This window comes from Paenibacillus sp. FSL H7-689, assembly GCF_000517905.1.
GTDB classification, from domain to species: Bacteria; Bacillota; Bacilli; order Paenibacillales; family Paenibacillaceae; genus Paenibacillus; species Paenibacillus amylolyticus.
Map to the genome: position 1 here is coordinate 123,562 of NZ_ASPU01000021.1, position 20,680 is coordinate 144,241.

Genomic DNA, 20,680 nt, shown 5'->3' on the forward strand with positions numbered 1-20,680 from the left:
GTGAAAAAGAGTCCCTTATCACGTCACCGCTCGTTCGACAAAGTGCAACATATATATGTAAAAATCGGGCTGATAAGATGTCATAATTCGATCCTGTACCAGCATTTAACATATCATACTTCAGGGGAGGGATTCAATGCATGTGTGAGCTTTTTGGCCTACGTCTTTGTGAAGATGCTTACGATTTGGCGGAAGCCAACACCTCACGTTTCTTGCCACTCGTTTTTTTGTATTTAATTTTGGTCGCTTCACCGCCCCGCAAATGGCGGATCGACTTGTGATACTCCAAAATGTGTTTCACCTGGTCAGCAAGATCAGGGTTGATTTCCGGCAGACGCTCCGTCAGATCCTTATGCACAGTACTCTTTGACACGCCGAATTCTTTGGCTATGGTACGGACCGTATTCCTCGTCTCAACAATGCAGCGACCAATTTTGATGGTCCGTTCCTTGATGTAATCGTGCACGCTCCCGCCTCCCTACTGTGTGGATAGTTTGGTACATTATATGAGGAGCATGCCTATATATTCGCGGTTTAGAGGTGTGACAAGCTTCGAAGGTCCCATTATTTTCTGAAAAGCACAAAAAGAGCAGAGGTTTAACCCCCTGCCCGTCATGTTGCTGCGGTAAAATTCATTTATTTTTCCGGAAGATATCCTTGAGGGTTAACCGGCTGTCCGTCTTCGTACACTTCAAAGTGAAGATGGTTGCCAAGCGTTTTACCCAATTCATTGACGCCAGCGGATGCAATCGCATCTCCCTGTTTCACTTCGTCGTCCTGTTTCACTTTGACGTCTGCCAAGCTTTGGTACACCGTCTTCAGGTTATCGCTATGTGTGATTTCCACAACTTGACCTGTGAGCGGATTTTGCTCAACCCGGGTAACTTTACCGGCGAGTGCTGCTTTGACTTCAAACGTTTTGTTATCCCCACGTGCCAGATCCACACCCGTGTTCGGGATGAATGTATCATTGTACTGCACCATTGCCGCTTCATGTTCCTCGGTTGAAGCTTCGCTATCATAGAAAGGTTTTACTACCGAAATTTCAGACGGTACCGCTACCGGCCAACCAAAATTCTCCGACTTTGCAACAACTTCCACACTTTCTTCTTCTCCGCCTACTGCTGTTCCTTCTGTACCCGCCGATGCGCCTGTTTCTACTACCCCGCTAGCAGGGTCCGAGTTCAGCGTTTTGTCGCCTGTGCCCTGATAGACCCACACTAAGGTTAGTATAATGCCTGCTGCTGCGATGTAGGCTGCCGGGAAGACCCAGCGTTTGGACATTGCTCTTTTCCATGAAGAGGGCTGACTAGCCGGTACTCCTTGAGTTGTTTTAGGAGTTTCTTCTTGGTTTGTTTTTTTGTTTTGTTCATTCATGTTAATCACCTCAGTAACAAGTGTTACCGGGTGCAACTCTTTTATACACGCGCGACTCTAATTATTTTCACGGAGGTTTCAGAGAGTGCTATATATGTGAAGGGTGAGTGGTTAGTGCGTGCGCCGCTTCGGGGCCAGAAAACCTTTCGACCGCTGGTTACTACCAGATTTCTTCTATCACCTTCTTCAAAGGTGAAATCCGGTAGTAAAGGCGGACACTTTGTTTCTACAGGTCTTTTCTGTCCCCTGCGCTCCCCATACGCTAGCACTCTCCTCATATATAGCCGAATCTCGAAAGCTCCGGAATGGGTGTTGGTAGACTGGTCCGGATTGGCTGTAGAGGCCAATCCTTCTATGAAGTGCATTTATCGGTGAGAGCGAAATGATATAGGATGTGACTGGATAATACAGATGTAAGGTGCTCTAGGTTCGTTAAAGTGAGATGTGAGATTAGAGATTTGGCGATGCCACATCAATAATAACTGTTCAATACAACATCTAGATTTAAAAGAAGCTCGATCATGAATGGTTACAGTATAGTTAGAAGTTGCTTGGTAGGCGGGGAACATAAATCAATTTTTTAACCTTAGAGCTTGGAAACTTGATTTCAACGTTCTGATTTTATTTTTGGTTTGGCTGCTTATTGCGAATGAACATGTGGTGAATGACAGCACCCTCAATTTTGCTAATGATTAGATAATAATATATTTCTAACGACCTCAGGCCGCCTTATTGGCAGGGAAACCGTGGCTTAGGAATTCTAACGAACCGTAGACACGCTAATTACTCTTTTGGGCGCTATTATCGGATCAGTTCGGTGGTATGTCGTGATATAACGTGTCCGAGATTTTTTAGAATTTCCATTCGTTGTGATAACGCCCAATAAGGTCTCTCAGATTCGTTAGCGCGCCAATGGTATGTGGGAAGTCTGATGAGTTCCAAACCTAAATTGCTCTCATTCACATACATTTGTATACATTCGCACATACTCCTACTCATTCGAATTATTTCGCTTTACCCATCCTTGTTAATTCCCTCCTACTTCGACGCAAGCATCTTAGATGCCTGTCCGAATGAAATGCCGGTATAGTAGTGTTTGAGAATTTGGGTGGCCGTGTGTCCCTCCTGCGCCATGCCGTTTGCTCCCCATTGGCTCATGCCAACCCCATGCCCATACCCGAACGTTGTAATTTGGACCTCGTCACCTGTGGTCTTCCAACTGAACTGGCTGGATCTTAATCCAAGCAGCTTGCGAACTTCGGGTCCGCTGAATGTCTCACCTGCAATCTGCATTTCCTTAATCCGATGCCCTTTGGTTGTAGACAATACTTCCATCCACGATCCACCCTTCTCGGCGGTAACCGGAATGGCATCCAGGTTTAACTTCTGCAGAATATCATTACGCTTCATGGTGACGGTCTGCTTGAATCCTGGTGCCAAATTTTTGTCCCACGGACTGTCTACACTTTGCAGATACGGCACAGCGTTCCCCCATACATCCTCCGCATTCTCGGTATACCCATTACTTGTGGAAAAAAAGGATGCGGTGATTGCCTTGCCCTGATATGTCATCACCGTATCTCGACTTTCGCGTACAGCCTGTTGCAGCTTCTCCCATTCCTTCGCCTTCCCTAGACGCGTCCAATCCGCTTTCACCTGATCTGGCGGAATAAACACCTGATGGTTGACCGTATCCGTCACATCCGCCGCACCTGATGGAACACCGCTTGTATCACTCGCAGCTAACCTACGCACGATAAATGTACGAGCAGCTATTGCCTGCGCCTTTAACGCCTCCAGTCTGAATTCCGCAGGCATCTCAGCTGCCACCACCCCGGTAACATAGTCTTCCAGTTGCAGATTCATCGTTGTGCCCGTTGCAGACAGGTATACGCGCACTTTAGGTTCAGGGTACGTAACAGGAACGGCTGGCGCAGGAGCTGGGGTTCTTGTACTGCTTGAATCTGTTGGAGCAGGGATCGGCTTTGGTGATTCGCTTGTCCGCGGCCATACCAGAATTACCGGAATCAGTAACGCCATTGCCAATAAGGCAGATACAGCGGCAGCAGGTTGCCATCGCGTCGTATTACGTCCCCATCGGGGTTTTCGTCCAAACGTCCGCATTCGGCGACGCTTCACTCGGCGGAACTGGTCCAGCTCAATAACAGGTATATGAATATGCTCGGTTGTCTTTCGGTTCAGTTCATCTGCCGACACCCGTCCTGGATTGGATAATCTTGCAGGCTGTGATGGAACAGTCCTCAGGTTCAATGGGGCAGGCTTGTCTTTTTCCACTCCAGAAACGGTATTTCCCTCCGGCTCTTGCATACCTGGACGAGGGACAAGGGGTACCTTTACCTGTACACGAGCTTCTTTCATTCGAATATAACCCTCCGTTATCTATGGCCGGTCATGTGCCGGTCGTGTTGTTCAAATCCATAGTTTAGGTTATGAGCTGGCTTGATCTGATAGAACCTGATTTGAGAGAAACGAGGCCCTTTTCGTTCTGTTCAATTTCTTGTTTTCTTTTGCTATGTACATCATAGAAACGTTGATCTGTCGCTGTATACCGGTGTTTAGCTGGATCCGACACCCATATAAAGTATGCTCTTTCATTTGGTTCAGAATCGATACAGAATACGATGTTATGCTATACAAGTTAGGACCAGCTATTAATAGAATCAGGTATCAAATATCTCGTTGTCTTCTTAAAAGTAAACACAAAAAAAGCCAAGCCAGATGGCTTAGCTTTATCATTTTTTACAATATACGTTCCATCGCATTCATAATCCACACAACCGTGTGACTCATAATAGAGGGCCATATTTTTTCTATTCAATCCAGTGTTAAGCCAAAGTTGGTTGTACCTTAAACATCGGTACTTCTTTCTCCACTTTTTCACTAGGTGCTTTGGTTGCTTCCAGCTTAGGCTCATCAACCGAGATCCGATAGATGTCAGCGCCAAGTCCGTTAAGCTTCTCAGCGAGATGTACATAGCCACGGTCGATGTGATGAACACCGCCCACTTCCGTTGTACCTTCAGCAACAAGACCTGCAATAATGAGTGCGGCACCCGCACGCAGATCGGTAGCCGTTACTTTGGCACCCTTCAGTTTGGCATTACCTGTGACGATGGACGAACGTCCTTCAACTTTGATCTCCGCATTCATCAATTGGAATTCATCCACATGCATGAATCGGTTTTCAAAAACAGTCTCTGTCACGACACTTGTTCCTTCAGATGCAAGCAAAAGTGCCATCATCTGGGATTGCATATCGGTCGGGAATCCTGGGTATGGTAATGTTTTCACATCCACAGCCTTAAGAGGGCGATCTGCGATTACACGCACGCCATTCTCATCCGGTTGGATTGTAACACCCATCTCTTCAAGCTTCGCGATAACGGAGCCTAAATGATCAGAGATTGCACCTTCAATGTACACGTCACCGCCCGAAATTGCAGCAGCAGCCATATACGTACCAGCTTCTACCCGATCCGGAATAACGGTGTGTGTAACACCTGTCAGTTTCTCCACACCTTCAATGCGGATCACTCCAGTACCAGCACCACGTACGATGGCACCCATCCCATTCAGGAAGTTGGCAAGATCCACAATCTCAGGTTCTTTTGCCGCGTTCTCCAGAACAGTTACACCTTCGGCCAATGTTGCAGCCATCATAATATTTTGAGTGGCACCTACGGAAGCCACATCCAGATAAATTTTCGCGCCACGCAACCGACCTTGGCTACGAGCTTCGATATAACCTTGGCCCAAGCTGATCTCTGCGCCCATGGCTTCAAAACCTTTCAAATGCTGATCAATAGGCCGTGTACCGATGGCACATCCACCAGGAAGTGAGATTCTTGTATGACCCATTCGAGTCAACAAAGGCCCCATGACCAGGAAAGACGCCCGCATTTTACTTACCCATTCATACGGGGCTTCACAGGAAGTAAGTTTCTCCGCATTTACGGTAATCACTTCGTCCCGGTATGTAACTCCCGCTCCCAGCGATTCCAACACCTTGTTAATCGTCATCACATCGTCTAGAGGAGGCGCGTCAATAATAACGCTTTGTCCTTCTTCCCCTAAGAGAGAGGCAGCGATGATCGGAAGAACAGAATTTTTAGCGCCGCTAACTTTGACACTTCCGGTCAACCTTTTGCCACCGCGGACGATAAATTTGCTCATCATGGTTCCCTCCGCGCTTTTATTCCCTTTTCTTCATTCCGGAATACGTAAGCCCCACTATGCTAGAAAGGACTGTTGCTGTGTGTGGAATTTCGACATATTCTGGCATATTGCCACAGATGTCTGTTCAGAAAAGAATTGGTTTTTATAATCCATATCAATGATACCATGTGCCGTGCATCTTGCTATTCAGCATGTAAAAATCAGTGTCTTACAAGCCAGCAGAGCATCAGAACAGACAGAGTGGGATGGTTATTAGCCGGCATGAACCGGATATCCCGTTTATAACTACAAAATAAGTGAACAATTGTGAATTCCCTAACTTCCATCATAACATTGTTGAATTGTACGATACAAGCATTTTTACATAAAACATCTCAAATTCATCCAATTTTACGTCACATTTTTTTCTTAATTTCTTTACCGACAACTCATACTCTAATTGTTAACACAATTAATCGATGTTATTCGACAATGAGCAGCTTGAAGAACCTAACAGATGATTAACCAACCATCTCAACATTAAAACAAATTACGCAACATTTGAGTCCAGGACAAGTAGTCAATGACAAAGCCAGCAACGGCATGCCCCAAAATGATGGCGAGCAACAAATGCAACAGTCTTCCCTGAGCACCTCGTGGCTGCCTGATGATTAAATCCAGTTTGAGATTTGTCAAAGCCCACCAAGACAACGCAATACATAACAGGGAGACGATGATTGAGACCAAGCCATTGGTGCTTAATGCTTGGTTCACCTGATTCGTCAGATCAGTATCCATATATTCTTTACCTCCACATTTGTTGCAGCGATCAGCATATCATATGCCCGGCACCCATAACTTGTTAGTATACTGGAATGTCTTAAGCACAACATACTGAGCGTACTGTCAGATTTACTCCTGCCAGGCAGGAATCTCCTGATGCCCAATCACCGAGCAGCAACAATGCGGCTGTGCATGACTATGGAATCTACTACGCAGCTTCCTGCTTCTGCTGACTCTATGGAATATAGGCTCTTTCATCATACATTGTCAATTACATTGATTTCCACTTCTAAAATATTTTAATTTTAAAATGCCGGGATTTTGTGACTAAAACGACATAAAAGAGCGCTATTTCGATATCGATTCTGTCATTTCCTCGGAAATAATTTAAATTTACTCATGAAAAAAATGGTTCTCTTAGTGGTAAATGCGCCCACTACTTTAGTCCTACATTCTATTCAAATAATCATAATCGGTGAATATTTTGCTTAAAATACTTCTGTTTACTGAAGGGATAGGATGGATTTGTGGTCAGCCCTTTTGATATATTCGATAAAACAATTCTATTAAACAAACTCAAAAAAGCCCGGCAGACTAAGCCGCCAGGCTTCAAAGAATCGTTTATTTGCCGAACACATTAATCCGGTTAACCGCTTTTTGCAGCGCAATCTCTGCACGACGGTGATCAAAGTGGTCCTGATTGCTTTGGCTTGCAAGCCGACGTTCTGCCCGCTCTTTCGCCGCACGCGCACGATCCACATCAATGCTTTCCGGGAATTCAGCACTCTCTGCGAGTACAACAACCTTATCTTTACGAACTTCGATAAACCCGCCACCGATAGCAACTCGTTTATTTTCTTTTCCGTTATGGATATAGATTGGTGCAATCTGCAAAGGTGTAACCATAGGAATATGACCTGGCAGAATGCCCAGTTCCCCTTCAATACCACGAGCCGTAATGCTATTCACCTGTTCTGAATAGACCAAACGCTCGGGTGTTACGATTTCCAACAAAAAGGTGCTCAATTCCATCCCTCCTGAAACTATCCGAAGGATAGCCCACATAAGGACAATCCTGGATTCAGACTAAACCAGTGTTTTGGCTTTCTCCACTGCCTCTTCAATTGTACCAACAAAGAGGAAAGCTGCTTCCGGAAGATCATCATACTTACCTTCGAGAATCTCTTTAAAGCTGCGCACCGTTTCTTTAACCGGAACGTATTTACCTGGAATACCGTTAAATGCTTCAGCAACGTGGAAAGGCTGGGACAAGAAACGTTGGATTTTACGAGCACGGTATACAAGCGCTCTATCTTCTTCACTCAACTCGTCCATACCCAGGATTGCAATGATATCTTGCAATTCATTGTAACGTGCCAAGATACGTTTAACGCCTTGAGCTACGCTGTAGTGTTCTTCACCTACAACTTCAGGGGACAAGATCCGGGAGCTGGAAGCCAGTGGATCTACCGCAGGGTAGATACCCATCTCGGAAATTTTACGCTCCAAGTTCGTCGTTGCATCCAAGTGGGCAAACGTCGTTGCAGGAGCCGGGTCAGTGTAGTCATCCGCAGGCACGTAGATGGCCTGGATGGATGTTACAGAACCTTTTTTCGTTGATGTGATACGTTCTTGCAGTTGACCCATTTCTGTTGCCAGCGTAGGTTGGTAACCTACCGCGGAAGGCATACGTCCAAGCAAGGCAGATACTTCTGAACCCGCTTGGGTGAAACGGAAGATATTATCGATAAAGAGCAACACGTCACGGCCTTCTTCATCACGGAAGTATTCCGCCATCGTCAGACCTGTGAGGGCTACACGAAGACGTGCGCCTGGAGGCTCGTTCATTTGTCCGAAGACCATTGCTGTTTTGTTGATAACGCCGGAATCACTCATCTCGTGATACAAGTCATTACCTTCACGTGTACGCTCACCAACACCCGCAAATACGGAGATACCGCCGTGCTCTTGTGCGATGTTGTTGATCAATTCCTGAATGGTTACCGTCTTACCTACACCGGCACCACCGAAGAGACCGATTTTACCACCTTTAGCGTAAGGAGCAAGCAAGTCGATAACTTTGATTCCTGTCTCCAGCATTTCTGCTTGGGTAGTCAGTTCATCAAATGCAGGTGCTGAACGGTGAATCGGGTTCTTGTGCTCAGCAGCTACGGCACCGCCAGTATCAATTGCTTCGCCGAGTACGTTAAATACACGACCCAGTGTTGCTTCTCCGACGGGTACAGAGATTGGTGCTCCTGTATCTAAAGCTTCCATACCACGAACAAGTCCATCCGTGGAGGACATCGCAATACAACGTACTCGGTTGTCACCCAGATGTCTCGAAGCTTCGAGTGTAAGGTTCACACTTACGCCGCTCTCACTTACTGTAGTGATCGTAATGGCATTGAGGATTTCCGGCAGACCGCCGCGATCAAACTCGACGTCAACAACCGGACCCATGATGCTCACAACGCGTCCTTTGTTCATCTTAACGTTCCCCTCCTACAAGCCTGCTACTTTTGCAAAAATAATGTACCGTTCGTTTATCTTTGCTCTGCAAGCCTTCATTAATAAAAAAACGGTTAGCCTTGTGCTGCGTTGGCACCTGCCACAATTTCCGTAATCTCCTGCGTAATCGCCGCTTGACGGGCACGGTTATAGGTCAATGACAAGTCGTTAATGAGTTTAGATGCATTTTTGGTTGCATTACCCATTGCCGTCATTTTCGCGCCGAGCTCACTTGCCTTACCGTTCAGAAGTGCACCATAGATCAGCGTTTCCGCGTAACGCGGAAGCAGAACCTCCAGTACAGCTTCAGCAGACGGCTCGTATTCGTAGCTTGCCGTTGGTCCTTCCGCAGCAGTTACCTCAGGTGTTTCCATCGGAAGAAGTTTTTCTACCGTAGGAATCTGGGTCAACGCATTCACAAAGCGGTTATAACAAATGTACAATTCATCAAATTCAGCCAGTTCAAACCCATGAACAGCTTCGTGTGCGATGGATTTGATGTCTGCAAATGAAGGCGAATCCGACAGATCCGTTGTTGTGGATGCCATCGCAATTTCACGACGTCTGAAGTAATCGCGTCCTTTACGTCCAATGACGAACAATTCGTAGTCATCCTGGGAGTTGTGGCGCTCTTTGAGCGTCTGATTAACCTGACGCAAAACGTTCGCATTGTATCCACCTGCAAGACCACGGTCCGATGTAATGATCAGGTAAGCTGTCTTTTTGACCGGACGGCTCTCCAGCATCGGATGCTGTATACCTTGCGTGCTTGATGCAATACTAGCTACAACTTCTTTCAGTTTCTCCGAATAAGGACGGGCTGCTTCCGCTTTTTCCTGCGCTTTACGCAGTTTTGCAGCAGCTACCATCTCCATTGCTTTGGTGATCTGCTTGGTGCTTTGTACGCTTTTAATTTGCCGCTTAATTTCGCGCATGCCTTTTGCCATGATTTCACCACCTTAAAGTTTTGACAAAGTCAAAACTACATCGTAAGCACAACCCTACTTTGACGGGGTCAAAGTTACTTCGTAAGCATCATCTTTTTTTGACAGAGTCAAAGTATTACATGCAGACATGCGGAATCGGTTAGACAACTCCGCACCTGCAGTCATTTATTTAGACAGAGACAGCAAAGCTCTTTCTGAACTTCTCAATTGCACCTTTCAGTGCATTTTCGTTGTCTGCAGTCAATTCTTTAGTATCACGGATGGATGCAAGAATTTCCGGATGACTGCTCTCCATGAAGGCAAGGAACTCACCTTCGAAACGAGTCACATCACCTGTAGGAATTTCATCCAGGAATCCTTTAACGGCTGTGTACAAGCTGACCACCTGTTGTTCTACGGCCAGAGGCTGGTTTACACCTTGCTTCAGGATTTCCATCATACGTGCACCACGATTCAGGCGAGCCTGAGTCGCTTTGTCCAGATCGGAACCAAACTGGGAGAACGCTTGAAGCTCACGATATTGAGCGAGGTCGAGACGCAGGGAACCTGCAACCTTTTTCATCGCTTTGATCTGAGCAGAACCACCGACACGAGATACGGAAATACCTACGTTGATTGCCGGGCGTTGTCCAGCATTGAACAAGTCAGCTTCCAGGAAGATTTGTCCGTCCGTGATGGAGATTACGTTCGTTGGAATGTATGCTGATACGTCGGAGGCTTGTGTTTCAATGAACGGCAGTGCGGTTAAAGAACCACCACCCAGTTCATCATTCAGCTTCGCAGCACGCTCCAGCAAACGGGAGTGCAGGTAGAAGACGTCACCCGGATAAGCCTCACGGCCCGGTGGACGACGAAGCAACAAGGAAAGCTCACGATATGCAGAGGCTTGTTTGGTCAAGTCATCATAGATAACCAGAACGTGCTCGCCTTTGTACATGAAGTACTCACCCATCGAACAACCGGAATACGGTGCGATGTACAAGAGTGGTGATGGATCGGAAGCTGCTGCAGTTACAACGATTGTGTACTCCATTGCGCCTTTACGACGAAGAGTTTCCACAACTTGAGCAACCGTAGACTGTTTCTGACCAATAGCCACGTAGATACACTTCATGCCGCTACCTTTTTGGTTCAGGATCGCATCAATCGCGATGGATGTTTTACCTGTTTGACGGTCACCGATGATCAACTCACGTTGTCCACGACCGATTGGAACCATTGCATCAATGGCTTTGATCCCTGTTTGCATCGGCTCATGAACCGATTTACGATCCATTACGCCTGGTGCTTTACCTTCAACCGGACGGAATTCCGTTGTAGCGATTGGCCCTTTGCCATCTACAGGAATACCGAGCGGGTTCACAACGCGTCCAATCAATGCTTCGCCTACAGGCACTTGCATGATTTGACCAGTACGTTTCACTTGGTCACCTTCACGAATATCGTAGTAAGGTCCCAGGATAACGACACCGACATTGCTTTCTTCGACGTTCATGGCGAGTCCCATAACACCGCTTGGGAATTCAACCAACTCGTTGGACATGACGTTCTCAAGTCCGTAAACACGAGCGATACCATCACCAACCTCGATTACCGTTCCGACTTCGACTACATCGATATCGGTCTTGTATTGTTCGATTTGGCTCTTAATTAATGTACTGATTTCTTCTGGTTTGATACTCAAGTGTCCTCACCCCAATCTACTGTACTCGTCTGTTAAAAGACTGCTCAAGACGTTCGAGCTTGCCAGCCAAGCTGCCGTCATAGATCGTATCGCCAATGGCGACTTTCAATCCGCCCAGCAGAGTCGGATCAACAATGTTCTCGATACGAATCTTTTTATTCACACGGCCACCGAATTCACGGGCTACCGCTTCTTTTTCTTCATCATTCAACGCATAAGTCGAGTAGACACGCGCATCAGCGATGCCCAGCGACTCACCTTGGATCTTCCGATAATCATTCAGCAAGTCTCCCAGCAATTCAACGCGTCCGCGCTCAATCAACAACAAGACTGTACGAAGGACTGAATCGGATACCTTGCCATCAAGACTTGAGTGAATTACGTTCTGCTTGGCTTCATCAGAAATGTTAGGGGATACGATAAACTTCTCGATATCTGCATCTCCGGTCAATGCACTGACTACTGCAACCAGTTCCTGTTCAACCTCAAGCACCTGCTGTTGCTGAAGAGCAACTTCGAACAATGCTTTCGCATAACGCTTGGCAACTATCGTATCGCGGCTCATTGTCGGCCTCCTACCTCATTGAGGTATTGGTTCACAAGCTCTTCTTGTGCAGGACCGTTCTCAACTTCTTTTTTGATCAACTTGGATGCAATCTGAACGGAAGCTGTACCCAGTTCGCTGCGAAGTGCTGCGACTGCTTTGTTCTTCTCGCTCTCGATTTCGCGTACTGCATCGTCTTTCAGACGATTAGCTTCAGCTTTTGCATCAGCCAAAATCGATTCAGCTTGTTTGCCACCTGTTTGTTTGGACTGTTCAATGATGTCATAAGCATCTTGACGTGCTTGCTCAAGAGCTTGTTTTTGTTCCTCCACATAGGCAATGGCCTGTTCCCGAGTCTGTGCAGCCTCATTCATCTGCGTCATCACGAGTTCACGACGTTTTTCCATAATGGAGAACAAAGGCCCGAAGGCATAACGGCTAAGCAGCCAATATAAAATTGCAAATGCAACAATCGCAAGAAGCGTATTTTCCCATATGAAACTCAATCTGTTCACTCCTTCCTGGAGGTATCCTTGAAACGTCATCCGTTAGAACGGACATTACCTAAAAAGAAGGCGCGGATGGCTATGGCCTTCCCCGCCAAACCTTTAAAATTTGATTAAGCCATACCGTAGAACATGAACGCGAGTACCACACCGATGATCGGCAATACCTCGATCAAACCTACACCGATAAACATTGTTGTTTGAAGAGTGGATTTTGCTTCCGGTTGACGGGCAATACCTTCCACCGTTTTGCTGATTACCATACCGTTACCAATACCTGCGCCAAACGCGCCCAGTCCTGCAACAATTGCTGCTGCGATTAATGCCATTGCTCCCATTTGTATATCCTCCTTAAAATGATAAATCGAATTTTTTATTGTTCAGCCTGGTGAAGAAATCTTCGTAGGGCTTGAAACTTAATGCTCGTCATGCGTCTCGATGCTCTGTGAAATGTATACCATCATCAAGATAACAAACACAAATGCCTGAATCGCGCCGATAAAGATACTAAAGCCTTGCCACACCATAAGTAGCGGAATCGCTGCAATAGCACCAAACACTTTGAATGTGGTCAGTTTCAGGATCGTTGCGATCAGTACCTCACCTGCAAAGATATTCGCGAATAAACGCATACCGTGTGTCAACAGCTTGGATGCCGTCTCAATCAAGTTGATTGGCAAGAACAAGGCGAATGGCTTGAAGTAATGCTGGAGATACCCTTTGGTGTTACGGAACAATCCAAGTCCATGAGATACAAGGAACGCTACGAGAGCAAGTCCCATCGTTACAGACAAGTCGGCTGTTGGTGATTTCCACCAAGCCAGTTCAACGTGTGGGTGTGCTTCAGGGTCCTTGGCATGCGCTTTTTCAAACGCCTCCACCGCTGTAACAATCGGCTTACCGAATACCTGTGCCTGATTAACATCTGTTACCTCAGATACAGCCACGAGCGGAAGGCCGAGCATGTTCCCTACAAAAATGAACATAATCATGGAAAGAGCGAGAGAGATAAAATGTTTACCTTTCTTCATATCCATTGTACTGGAAATCAGATTGCGGACGAATTCTACTGCCCACTCCATAAAATTTTGCAGCTTGCCGGGATTTTCAACGGATAATCTCCGTGTTGCCAGTACAGCAAAAATAAAAACAATTGCACCTGTAACTACCAGCATCAACAGAACAGATAGATCCAGTCGAAATCCGCCAAGCATAATAATTGGAGCTTCATGCATATTTTTCTCACCCCTTTCTCGACTTGAAAGCTGCAGCCCTTAACATCATTCTGCTCTGCGGGAATAGACAATCCCTATAATCAATAAGGAATATTGTGCAATGACGAGACCGCCTGCAACCGCATATGTATTGAAGTACTGCGGAAAGCGCATCGATATGAATATACCGAGCACAGCGAATGCCGCTCTTGTCAAAAATCCCAAGTTGACACGCTTCAAGTTACCTTCTGCCGCATCATCAGACATTTTCCTTACTTTGTAGCCCAGGTAAAATGCATTGATCCAGCTAACTCCTGTACCCAGGGCCAGTCCCAAAGCAATTGTCTCCACACGTGGCATAAAGGCCGCTGCGAGAAAACAAATCATAAGAAAGTACATGACGAAAACAGTCATCGATCTGCGGTATCTGGTTAGTTCACTCATCACTTTCCCCCATGATTTTTTTCGCGATAAAGTAGATGCTTACACCGCCTGCCGCAAGAAAAAAGAGAACGCTTACGGCGATCCATATTCCGTTACCTCCGATGGTCTTGTCCAACCAGGAGCCAGCGTAATATCCGGCAACAGCGAGAATGGCAATCTCGATCCCAAAAGCTGTCACGAGTCCCATCGCTTTCCATACATTATCGTCATGGTTACGGGATGAATTTGGTTTGTTCGAATCGGCCATTTTCCACGCCACCCTTGCAATCCCAGTTAATTTTACTGAATGATGAGAGCCTTTGTCAATTGAATGATTTTAGCGTTTTAAAGGGGGAAACGACGGGAATACAGACCCTCAAAGCCCATAAACCCGCGTAAACCGTACAGTTTAACTGTATGCTTGCCCTTTATAAATCCGTCAGAAAAAATGTATTATTTTTTGAATTTTCTGTGAAATGATTCCGGACGCTCACTATTTACACCGAAATGATGCAAAATCGCATTGACAATTCTTTCCGAAGCATGTCCATCACCGTATGGATTGGCAGCCTGACTCATGCTTTCATACAGGGTTTTGTCTGTAAGCAGAGCTTTGGTCCGTTCATACACAAGTTCCTCTTCGGTACCTACCAATTCCAGCGTTCCGGCTTCAATACCTTCCGGGCGTTCTGTTGTATCGCGCAATACGAGCACAGGCACACCAAACGAAGGAGCTTCTTCCTGCAAACCGCCTGAATCGGTCAAAATCAAGTGAGTGTGCGGATAAAAGTTATGCAAATCCACCACGTCTAGTGGATCAATTAATTGAATACGGGGATGATTCCCCAAGATCGCGTGAGCCGGCTCCTTCACAGCAGGACTTGGATGCACCGGGTACACGATGGCAATATCTTCAAATTCGTCGGCAATCCGTTTGACGGCCTGGAAAATGTTGCGGTGAGGCTCGCCTTGAGATTCACGGCGATGAGCTGTCATCAGCACAAGGCGTTTGCCTTGGGCCCAATCAAGTACCGGGTGTGTGTAGTCCTCCCGTACAGTATATTGAAACACATCTGTTACCGTGTTGCCTGTGACGTACGTACTAGACTCCGATTTATTTTCTTTGGCAAGATTGGAAGAAGACCAATCCGTAGGCGCAAAGTGTAGATCAGCCAGTACTCCCGTCAGCTGACGGTTCATCTCTTCCGGATATGGAGACAGCTTGTTCCACGTCCGCAGCCCCGCTTCCACATGTCCTACCTGAATCTGTTGCAAGAATGCTGCATAGCTCGCTACAAAGGTAGTTAATGTATCCCCGTGAACCAGTACAATATCCGGCTTAGCTTCAGCTAACACCGGCTCCAGACCACCAAGCACACGAATTGTAATTTCATTCAATGTCTGACGGTCCTTCATCACATCCAGATCATAATCGGGATGAATGTCGAAAACTTCAAGTACCTGATCCAACATCTGGCGATGCTGCGCAGTTACGCAAACAATAGATTCAATAGACTCAGGGTGTTTCTGCAATTCCAAAATAAGCGGAGCCATCTTGATGGCTTCCGGACGCACCCCGAAGATCGTCATAACTTTAATTTTGTTGGACATTCGAGCAAAGCCCCTTTTCTATAAGTTCATGTTCAAAAAGTCCGGTTTTCAGTACCAAGAATATGGAATGAAGGTAGAAATGGAGTAGCGGAGCGTAGGGAAAACTACGTGAGCAACGGACATTTCGGCTGAATTTCATATTCGATGCCGATGATGCCCTTGGGCATCCTTCGTAATCAAAATTGGACTTTTTGAACAACCTCTTACAAAGCATGCGATATGCTTATTTAGTGCCGTATAGACGGTCTCCTGCATCTCCAAGCCCTGGAACGATATAACCATGATCGTCCAGACGGTCGTCCAATGCTGCTACATAGATGTCCACATCGGGATGTGCATCTTGCACAGCTTTTACGCCTTCCGGTGCCGCAACCAAGTTCATCATCTTGATTTGGGTACAGCCACGTTTTTTGAGCACGTCAATAGCTGCAATTGCCGAACCACCGGTTGCCAGCATCGGATCAATTACAATCAATTGACGCTCTGTTACGTCTGTAGGCAGTTTGGTGTAGTATTCTACCGGTTGCAGTGTTTCCGGGTCACGGAAAAGACCAACATGTCCAACTTTTGCCGCCGGCAACAATTTCACAACGCCATCCAGCATTCCGAGTCCTGCGCGCAGAATCGGCACCAGTCCGAGCATACGTCCAGAGATGACTTTACCTTGTGTTGCAGCTACAGGTGTCTGTACATCAATCGTTTCCAGTTCAACATCTCTTGTAATCTCATAAGCCATCAACGTTGCTACTTCATCCACCAATTCACGAAAATCTTTCGTATTCGTACGCATGTCGCGTATAAACGTCAGTTTGTGTTGAATCAAAGGGTGATCACATATTACTAATTTTCCCATCTAATTTGTCCCTCCGGTAAGTTCTTCATGTTCAGCATTTCCAAATATACCTAGCCACCATTCATGGGCTCGATAAATCCTGTATATTATATCATCACCAACAACGAATTACACCATCAAAGGGCACCCAATCATTACAGATTACCGAATCCTATAAAAAACAGGACCGGAAAATGATCCATCCGGTCCTGTTTTGCTCCTGCTGTTATGTCGTTAAGAAAATGAAAATGATGAATACAATGGCACTCCGCCTACAGAATGATCCTTCGATCGCTGTTATCCCCAGATTTTTTTTATTCTCCTTTTAACAAGGGAAAAATCCGGGGATAAAGGCGAACGCTTCGCTTCTGCGGTCTCATTCTGTCTGCTTCGTTTTTTTGTATCCCATTTTAAGAACATCTCAAATACAAACAGCATGAGCAAAGTTTTTTAGTATTTAAGATCGGTATAGAGCGGGAATTGGTCTGTCAGTGCAGTCACTTCTGCACGGGCTTCATCCAGCTTCGCTGTATCTTTTGGATTTTTCAGCGTTTTAGCAATGATCTTACCAATAGCGACCATCGCTTCTTCGTTCATGCCACGGGAAGTTGCAGCAGGTGTACCAATTCGAATACCACTCGTTACAAACGGGCTTGTAGGGTCGAATGGAATGGCATTTTTGTTCACGGTAATACCGATGGAATCAAGCACATGCTCAGCTTCCTTACCTGTGATGTTCACACTGCGTGTGTCGATCAGCATCAAGTGGTTATCTGTACCACCAGATACGATGTTCAATCCTTCAGCGATCAGCGTTTCAGCAAGAACCTGTGCGTTTTTCACGACATTCTCTGCATACGTTTTGAACGAAGGTTGCAAAGCTTCACCGAATGCTACCGCTTTGGAAGCGATCACGTGCATCAAAGGTCCACCTTGGGAACCTGGGAATACGGCTTTATCAATCGCTGCTGCCCACGCTTTGCGGCACAGAATCATACCACCACGAGGTCCACGCAGCGTTTTGTGTGTAGTTGTTGTTACGAAATGCGCATGTGGAACCGGGTTTGGATGCAAACCAGCAGCAACCAGTCCTGCGATGTGAGCCATGTCCACCATGAACAAAGCGCCAACATCATTGGCGATGGAAGCCAGCTTTTCAAAATCAATGGTACGCGGATATGCACTTGCACCTGCAACGATCAGACGAGGACGGTGTTTGAAAGCCGCTTTGCGTACTTCATCATAATCAATCAGGAATGTATCTTCCTGTACGCCGTATGCCACAAAGTTGTACAGCAAACCAGATGCGTTAACCGGGCTACCGTGTGTGAGGTGTCCACCATGGGCAAGGTTCATACCAAGTACAGTATCACCAGGTTTCAACGCTGCAAGATAAACTGCCATGTTCGCTTGTGCACCGGAGTGAGGTTGAACATTCACGTGTTCTGCTCCGAACAATTCTTTTGCACGATCACGCGCGATGTCTTCAACGATGTCCACATGCTCACAACCGCCATAGTAACGTTTACCTGGATATCCTTCAGCGTACTTGTTGGTCAGAACAGATCCCATTGCTTCGATTACTGCTTCACTTACGATGTTCTCGGATGCGATCAGTTCGATGTTGTTCTGTTGACGTTTCAGTTCAAGATTCATCGCTTCCAGTACTGCCGGGTCATTCTTGCGCAATTGTTCCATGATTAAATTCCTCCCAGGTATAAGTGAAGTTATAAAGTGAAACTAATGTTTACACGAAAACGGCGAGTGCAACACCAATCTGAAGAAACGAAGTGGTCGCCTTTATCACCGGATTTCCCCTTTAAATAGGGAATAAAAAAATCTGGGGATAACAGCGATCGGAAGATGGTGATGCAATCAAAGTCAGAAGTGTAACCAATTAATCTCGCTTTATATGTTAGTCACAAAATGTCGAATCTGGTTGTTCTTCCATACGATACACCGCGCGTTCGCCGCCAATCAACTTCGGACGAGTCAACGCTGTGGTTACACGAGCATCTCCAACATAGCGAAGCGCTGTACGATAGGGTACGGCTACATGCCGGAGATGCATCCCAATCATCGTCTCCCCAATGTCCAGTCCCGCATGGGCCTGCACATGTTCAGCCAGGCATGGATCGGTCAGCGAACGATATGCTGCGGATGCCATTGAACCTCCGGCCTTGGGCACGGGTACTGCACCAACCTCGGTCAATCCAAGTCGAGTAAGCACAGAACGTTCCATTACCAGCGCACGGTTCAGATGCTCACAACATTGGAATACCGTGTCAAAACCGAACTCTTCCTGCACCTCGCGTATACCCGCAAGAAGCTGCTGCGCCACTTCAATGGCACCACTCGTACCAATCCGAGCGCCTGCGACTTCACTTGTGCTTGTACCAATCACAACGATCTGTCCAGGCCCAAGCTGTCCGGTAAGCGCCAGTTCATGCAAAATAGACGCGGTCTGTTCCTGCAATCCGGGTTGTTCCGAATCTAACTCTATAGTCATCCTATTATCGCCTCCCGATAAAATCATGCCCGCTGTCTCTTGGTTGTCCTTCGTATTCTTGCACGGCATCTCAGGTACTATTATAGCGAATAATCAGATGAAAGACGAAAAAAAGAGCAGTCTGCGGGTAACGCAGAATTGCTCTTTTGCCCAGGCGACCGGCCGTTTGTTCCGGTGCTCCATCGTGGTTATGCCCACTTCGTCGCCAGTTACACCGGATCCCTGTTTTCCCCTTCATCATAAAACAACCCGCGGCTAAAATCAACGGTTAATTTACATCACGTGTCCTATTTCTATAACCTGCCTCGCAGGATCAGAATTATCCCAGCTTATCCAAAAGCCGGTCCAATGCCGTCCGAATCTCAGCTGCAGCTATATTGTAATCATCACGACTTCCCCCAAACGGATCGGAGATGTCGAAACTTGGAATTCGTTGTCTAATCTCAATGGCTCGCTCACGCTCCGATGCCAGGATCTCTTGGCCAAGGGCACGTTTCATCTCCAGCGTTGCAAACAGGCTGTCCAACTCCTGAACATCACTTAATACCTGTTCATCATCCTCCACATATTCTTTCAATGTATAGGTTTTGTGGACTGAATCGGGAAAAACCTGCATGACATGCTGCTTATGACTCCGTGTTAATGTAAGAACCAGATCGGCCCAACCTACCAGGTTAGAGCTAAGCTGTGTGGAATGAGGTGGACCTTCAACGTTATGATCTCTCAAAACCGCTTCAGCATGACGAGAGATCGGCATACCCGACGTTGCTGCCACACCTGCGGAACGAACTTCTACCTGAATGCCACGCTCCGATGCCAGTTTTCGCAAAAGCCCCTCTGCCATGGGGCTGCGGCACGTATTTCCTGTACACACGAATAAAATATGTTTCATTGTGTTAGCCTCCCCATTTTACATATGATGCGAATGATATGATATCTCAAGTTTTATTCTAAAATATAAACAAAAGTCCAAACGCAAGCAAGATTGCGCCACCAATAGCTTCGCCGTAATCCCCGAGATTCTGGCTTACCCGACGGCCTAATAGCAGACCCATAACCGACATCACCCCGCCACACACACCGAAAGCAAGTACAGTTAAGATCAGATCACTGCTGAACATCCCTAAGGATACGCCAACGGAGAATGAATCCACACTTACGCTGAGGGAGAACAAAACAACGCCGAGCAGGGAACGGTGGTCCACCAGCTTTGTATCGCCTTCACGGAATGCATTAAGAATCATATGAGCACCCAGCAAAACAAGCAATCCACCTGCCGCATACGTCGTAATGTCACCGAGCAGGGAGCTGACGTATTTGCCCATATACATGCCGATGAGCGGCATGATGATATGAAATAGCGCCGTTACAATACTGATTCGCAATACATCCCGCAGCCGAATGCCCTTCATGCCAATTCCGATTCCGAGTGAGAACGCATCGAGGCCAAGCGCAACAGCCATGACCAAAATGGTTACCAACTGCCCTACATGGGCAGACACATCCCACATCCCCATACCCCCAAGTCACGTAAAGGTTCTTGTACACGATATGCGGACAAGGA

At 46.6% G+C, this 20,680-nt stretch carries 21 protein-coding genes and 1 riboswitch; all 21 genes read right to left on the bottom strand.

What is annotated here, in order from left to right:
* Window positions 1-178: 178 nt before the first annotated feature.
* The 21 genes from spoIIID to C170_RS18100 all read right to left on the bottom strand — a co-directional run bounded on the left by spoIIID (window position 179) and on the right by C170_RS18100 (window position 20,627).
* Window positions 179-466, bottom strand: coding sequence for a sporulation transcriptional regulator SpoIIID (gene spoIIID, locus C170_RS18000; RefSeq protein ID WP_024632710.1), 288 nt, complete (start codon window positions 464-466; stop codon window positions 179-181).
* A gap of 170 nt (window positions 467-636) precedes the next feature.
* On the bottom strand, window positions 637-1,377 hold the full coding sequence (locus tag C170_RS18005; RefSeq protein WP_036612548.1) for a M23 family metallopeptidase: 741 nt from the start codon (window positions 1,375-1,377) through the stop codon (window positions 637-639).
* Window positions 1,378-2,415: 1,038 nt separating this feature from the next.
* Complete coding sequence (gene spoIID, locus C170_RS18010) at window positions 2,416-3,756, bottom strand: stage II sporulation protein D (RefSeq protein WP_036612551.1); 1,341 nt, start codon at window positions 3,754-3,756, stop codon at window positions 2,416-2,418.
* A gap of 467 nt (window positions 3,757-4,223) precedes the next feature.
* The gene (gene murA, locus C170_RS18015; protein WP_017691942.1) at window positions 4,224-5,570 is read right to left on the bottom strand and encodes a UDP-N-acetylglucosamine 1-carboxyvinyltransferase; all 1,347 of its coding nucleotides are present in this window, start codon (window positions 5,568-5,570) and stop codon (window positions 4,224-4,226) included.
* A gap of 522 nt (window positions 5,571-6,092) precedes the next feature.
* The gene (locus C170_RS18020; RefSeq protein ID WP_017691941.1) at window positions 6,093-6,350 is read right to left on the bottom strand and encodes a DUF1146 family protein; all 258 of its coding nucleotides are present in this window, start codon (window positions 6,348-6,350) and stop codon (window positions 6,093-6,095) included.
* A gap of 606 nt (window positions 6,351-6,956) precedes the next feature.
* On the bottom strand, window positions 6,957-7,361 hold the full coding sequence (locus C170_RS18025; RefSeq protein WP_036612555.1) for a F0F1 ATP synthase subunit epsilon: 405 nt from the start codon (window positions 7,359-7,361) through the stop codon (window positions 6,957-6,959).
* Between the two features lie 60 nt (window positions 7,362-7,421).
* Window positions 7,422-8,825, bottom strand: a complete 1,404-nt coding sequence (gene atpD / locus C170_RS18030; RefSeq protein ID WP_036612557.1) for a F0F1 ATP synthase subunit beta — start codon at window positions 8,823-8,825, stop codon at window positions 7,422-7,424.
* Window positions 8,826-8,920: 95 nt separating this feature from the next.
* Entirely contained in the window at window positions 8,921-9,793 is an 873-nt protein-coding gene (gene atpG / locus C170_RS18035; protein WP_036612560.1) for an ATP synthase F1 subunit gamma, read from the bottom strand.
* 169 nt (window positions 9,794-9,962) lie between these two features.
* Window positions 9,963-11,477: a F0F1 ATP synthase subunit alpha gene (atpA, locus tag C170_RS18040; RefSeq protein WP_036612563.1), complete on the bottom strand. Its 1,515-nt coding sequence runs from the start codon at window positions 11,475-11,477 to the stop codon at window positions 9,963-9,965.
* Between the two features lie 16 nt (window positions 11,478-11,493).
* Window positions 11,494-12,042: a F0F1 ATP synthase subunit delta gene (locus tag C170_RS18045; RefSeq protein ID WP_036612565.1), complete on the bottom strand. Its 549-nt coding sequence runs from the start codon at window positions 12,040-12,042 to the stop codon at window positions 11,494-11,496.
* Window positions 12,039-12,527, bottom strand: a complete 489-nt coding sequence (atpF, locus tag C170_RS18050) for a F0F1 ATP synthase subunit B (protein ID WP_036612568.1) — start codon at window positions 12,525-12,527, stop codon at window positions 12,039-12,041. Before atpF ends, C170_RS18045 begins: the two co-directional genes overlap by 4 nt.
* 113 nt (window positions 12,528-12,640) lie before the next feature.
* The gene (atpE, locus tag C170_RS18055; protein ID WP_017691934.1) at window positions 12,641-12,865 is read right to left on the bottom strand and encodes a F0F1 ATP synthase subunit C; all 225 of its coding nucleotides are present in this window, start codon (window positions 12,863-12,865) and stop codon (window positions 12,641-12,643) included.
* 78 nt (window positions 12,866-12,943) lie between these two features.
* A complete protein-coding gene (gene atpB / locus C170_RS18060) occupies window positions 12,944-13,762 on the bottom strand; it encodes a F0F1 ATP synthase subunit A (RefSeq protein WP_017691933.1) in 819 nt (272 codons plus the stop codon).
* A gap of 45 nt (window positions 13,763-13,807) precedes the next feature.
* The gene (locus tag C170_RS18065; protein WP_017691932.1) at window positions 13,808-14,185 is read right to left on the bottom strand and encodes an ATP synthase subunit I; all 378 of its coding nucleotides are present in this window, start codon (window positions 14,183-14,185) and stop codon (window positions 13,808-13,810) included.
* Window positions 14,178-14,432: an AtpZ/AtpI family protein gene (locus tag C170_RS18070; protein ID WP_017691931.1), complete on the bottom strand. Its 255-nt coding sequence runs from the start codon at window positions 14,430-14,432 to the stop codon at window positions 14,178-14,180. Before C170_RS18070 ends, C170_RS18065 begins: the two co-directional genes overlap by 8 nt.
* Before the next feature lie 185 nt (window positions 14,433-14,617).
* Window positions 14,618-15,775, bottom strand: coding sequence for a non-hydrolyzing UDP-N-acetylglucosamine 2-epimerase (gene wecB, locus C170_RS18075; RefSeq protein ID WP_036612570.1), 1,158 nt, complete (start codon window positions 15,773-15,775; stop codon window positions 14,618-14,620).
* 223 nt (window positions 15,776-15,998) lie between these two features.
* The gene (gene upp, locus C170_RS18080) at window positions 15,999-16,628 is read right to left on the bottom strand and encodes a uracil phosphoribosyltransferase (RefSeq protein WP_017691929.1); all 630 of its coding nucleotides are present in this window, start codon (window positions 16,626-16,628) and stop codon (window positions 15,999-16,001) included.
* Between the two features lie 429 nt (window positions 16,629-17,057).
* Window positions 17,058-18,305 carry a serine hydroxymethyltransferase gene (glyA, locus tag C170_RS18085; protein ID WP_164783303.1) on the bottom strand — a complete coding sequence of 416 codons (1,248 nt, stop codon included), beginning with the start codon at window positions 18,303-18,305 and terminating at the stop codon, window positions 17,058-17,060.
* A gap of 217 nt (window positions 18,306-18,522) precedes the next feature.
* Window positions 18,523-19,116, bottom strand: coding sequence for a TIGR01440 family protein (locus tag C170_RS18090; protein ID WP_036612573.1), 594 nt, complete (start codon window positions 19,114-19,116; stop codon window positions 18,523-18,525).
* A 141-nt stretch (window positions 19,117-19,257) separates the two neighbouring features.
* Window positions 19,258-19,339: riboswitch (ZMP/ZTP riboswitch) on the bottom strand.
* Between the two features lie 96 nt (window positions 19,340-19,435).
* Window positions 19,436-20,008 (bottom strand): low molecular weight protein arginine phosphatase, encoded by a 573-nt coding sequence (locus tag C170_RS18095; protein ID WP_036612575.1) that lies wholly within the window; start codon window positions 20,006-20,008, stop codon window positions 19,436-19,438.
* A 58-nt stretch (window positions 20,009-20,066) separates the two neighbouring features.
* Window positions 20,067-20,627, bottom strand: coding sequence for a manganese efflux pump MntP (locus C170_RS18100; protein ID WP_036612576.1), 561 nt, complete (start codon window positions 20,625-20,627; stop codon window positions 20,067-20,069).
* Between the last annotated feature and the right edge of the window lie 53 nt (window positions 20,628-20,680).

Bases quoted from the DNA above. Each gene is read 5' to 3' on its own strand.
- C170_RS18065 (WP_017691932.1), bottom strand. From the start codon at position 14,185: ATGAGTGAACTAACCAGATACCGCAGATCGATGACTGTTTTCGTCATG.
- glyA (WP_164783303.1), bottom strand. From the start codon at position 18,305: ATGGAACAATTGCGCAAGAATGACCCGGCAGTACTGGAAGCGATGAAT.
- atpG (WP_036612560.1), bottom strand. From the start codon at position 9,793: ATGGCAAAAGGCATGCGCGAAATTAAGCGGCAAATTAAAAGCGTACAA.
- upp (WP_017691929.1), bottom strand. From the start codon at position 16,628: ATGGGAAAATTAGTAATATGTGATCACCCTTTGATTCAACACAAACTG.
- C170_RS18095 (WP_036612575.1), bottom strand. From the start codon at position 20,008: ATGAAACATATTTTATTCGTGTGTACAGGAAATACGTGCCGCAGCCCC.
- C170_RS18045 (WP_036612565.1), bottom strand. From the start codon at position 12,042: ATGAGCCGCGATACGATAGTTGCCAAGCGTTATGCGAAAGCATTGTTC.
- C170_RS18070 (WP_017691931.1), bottom strand. From the start codon at position 14,432: ATGGCCGATTCGAACAAACCAAATTCATCCCGTAACCATGACGATAAT.
- murA (WP_017691942.1), bottom strand. From the start codon at position 5,570: ATGAGCAAATTTATCGTCCGCGGTGGCAAAAGGTTGACCGGAAGTGTC.
- atpD (WP_036612557.1), bottom strand. From the start codon at position 8,825: ATGAACAAAGGACGCGTTGTGAGCATCATGGGTCCGGTTGTTGACGTC.
- spoIID (WP_036612551.1), bottom strand. From the start codon at position 3,756: ATGAAAGAAGCTCGTGTACAGGTAAAGGTACCCCTTGTCCCTCGTCCA.
- atpB (WP_017691933.1), bottom strand. From the start codon at position 13,762: ATGCATGAAGCTCCAATTATTATGCTTGGCGGATTTCGACTGGATCTA.
- wecB (WP_036612570.1), bottom strand. From the start codon at position 15,775: ATGTCCAACAAAATTAAAGTTATGACGATCTTCGGGGTGCGTCCGGAA.
- C170_RS18100 (WP_036612576.1), bottom strand. From the start codon at position 20,627: ATGTGGGATGTGTCTGCCCATGTAGGGCAGTTGGTAACCATTTTGGTC.
- C170_RS18090 (WP_036612573.1), bottom strand. From the start codon at position 19,116: ATGACTATAGAGTTAGATTCGGAACAACCCGGATTGCAGGAACAGACC.
- atpE (WP_017691934.1), bottom strand. From the start codon at position 12,865: ATGGGAGCAATGGCATTAATCGCAGCAGCAATTGTTGCAGGACTGGGC.
- C170_RS18005 (WP_036612548.1), bottom strand. From the start codon at position 1,377: ATGAATGAACAAAACAAAAAAACAAACCAAGAAGAAACTCCTAAAACA.
- C170_RS18020 (WP_017691941.1), bottom strand. From the start codon at position 6,350: ATGGATACTGATCTGACGAATCAGGTGAACCAAGCATTAAGCACCAAT.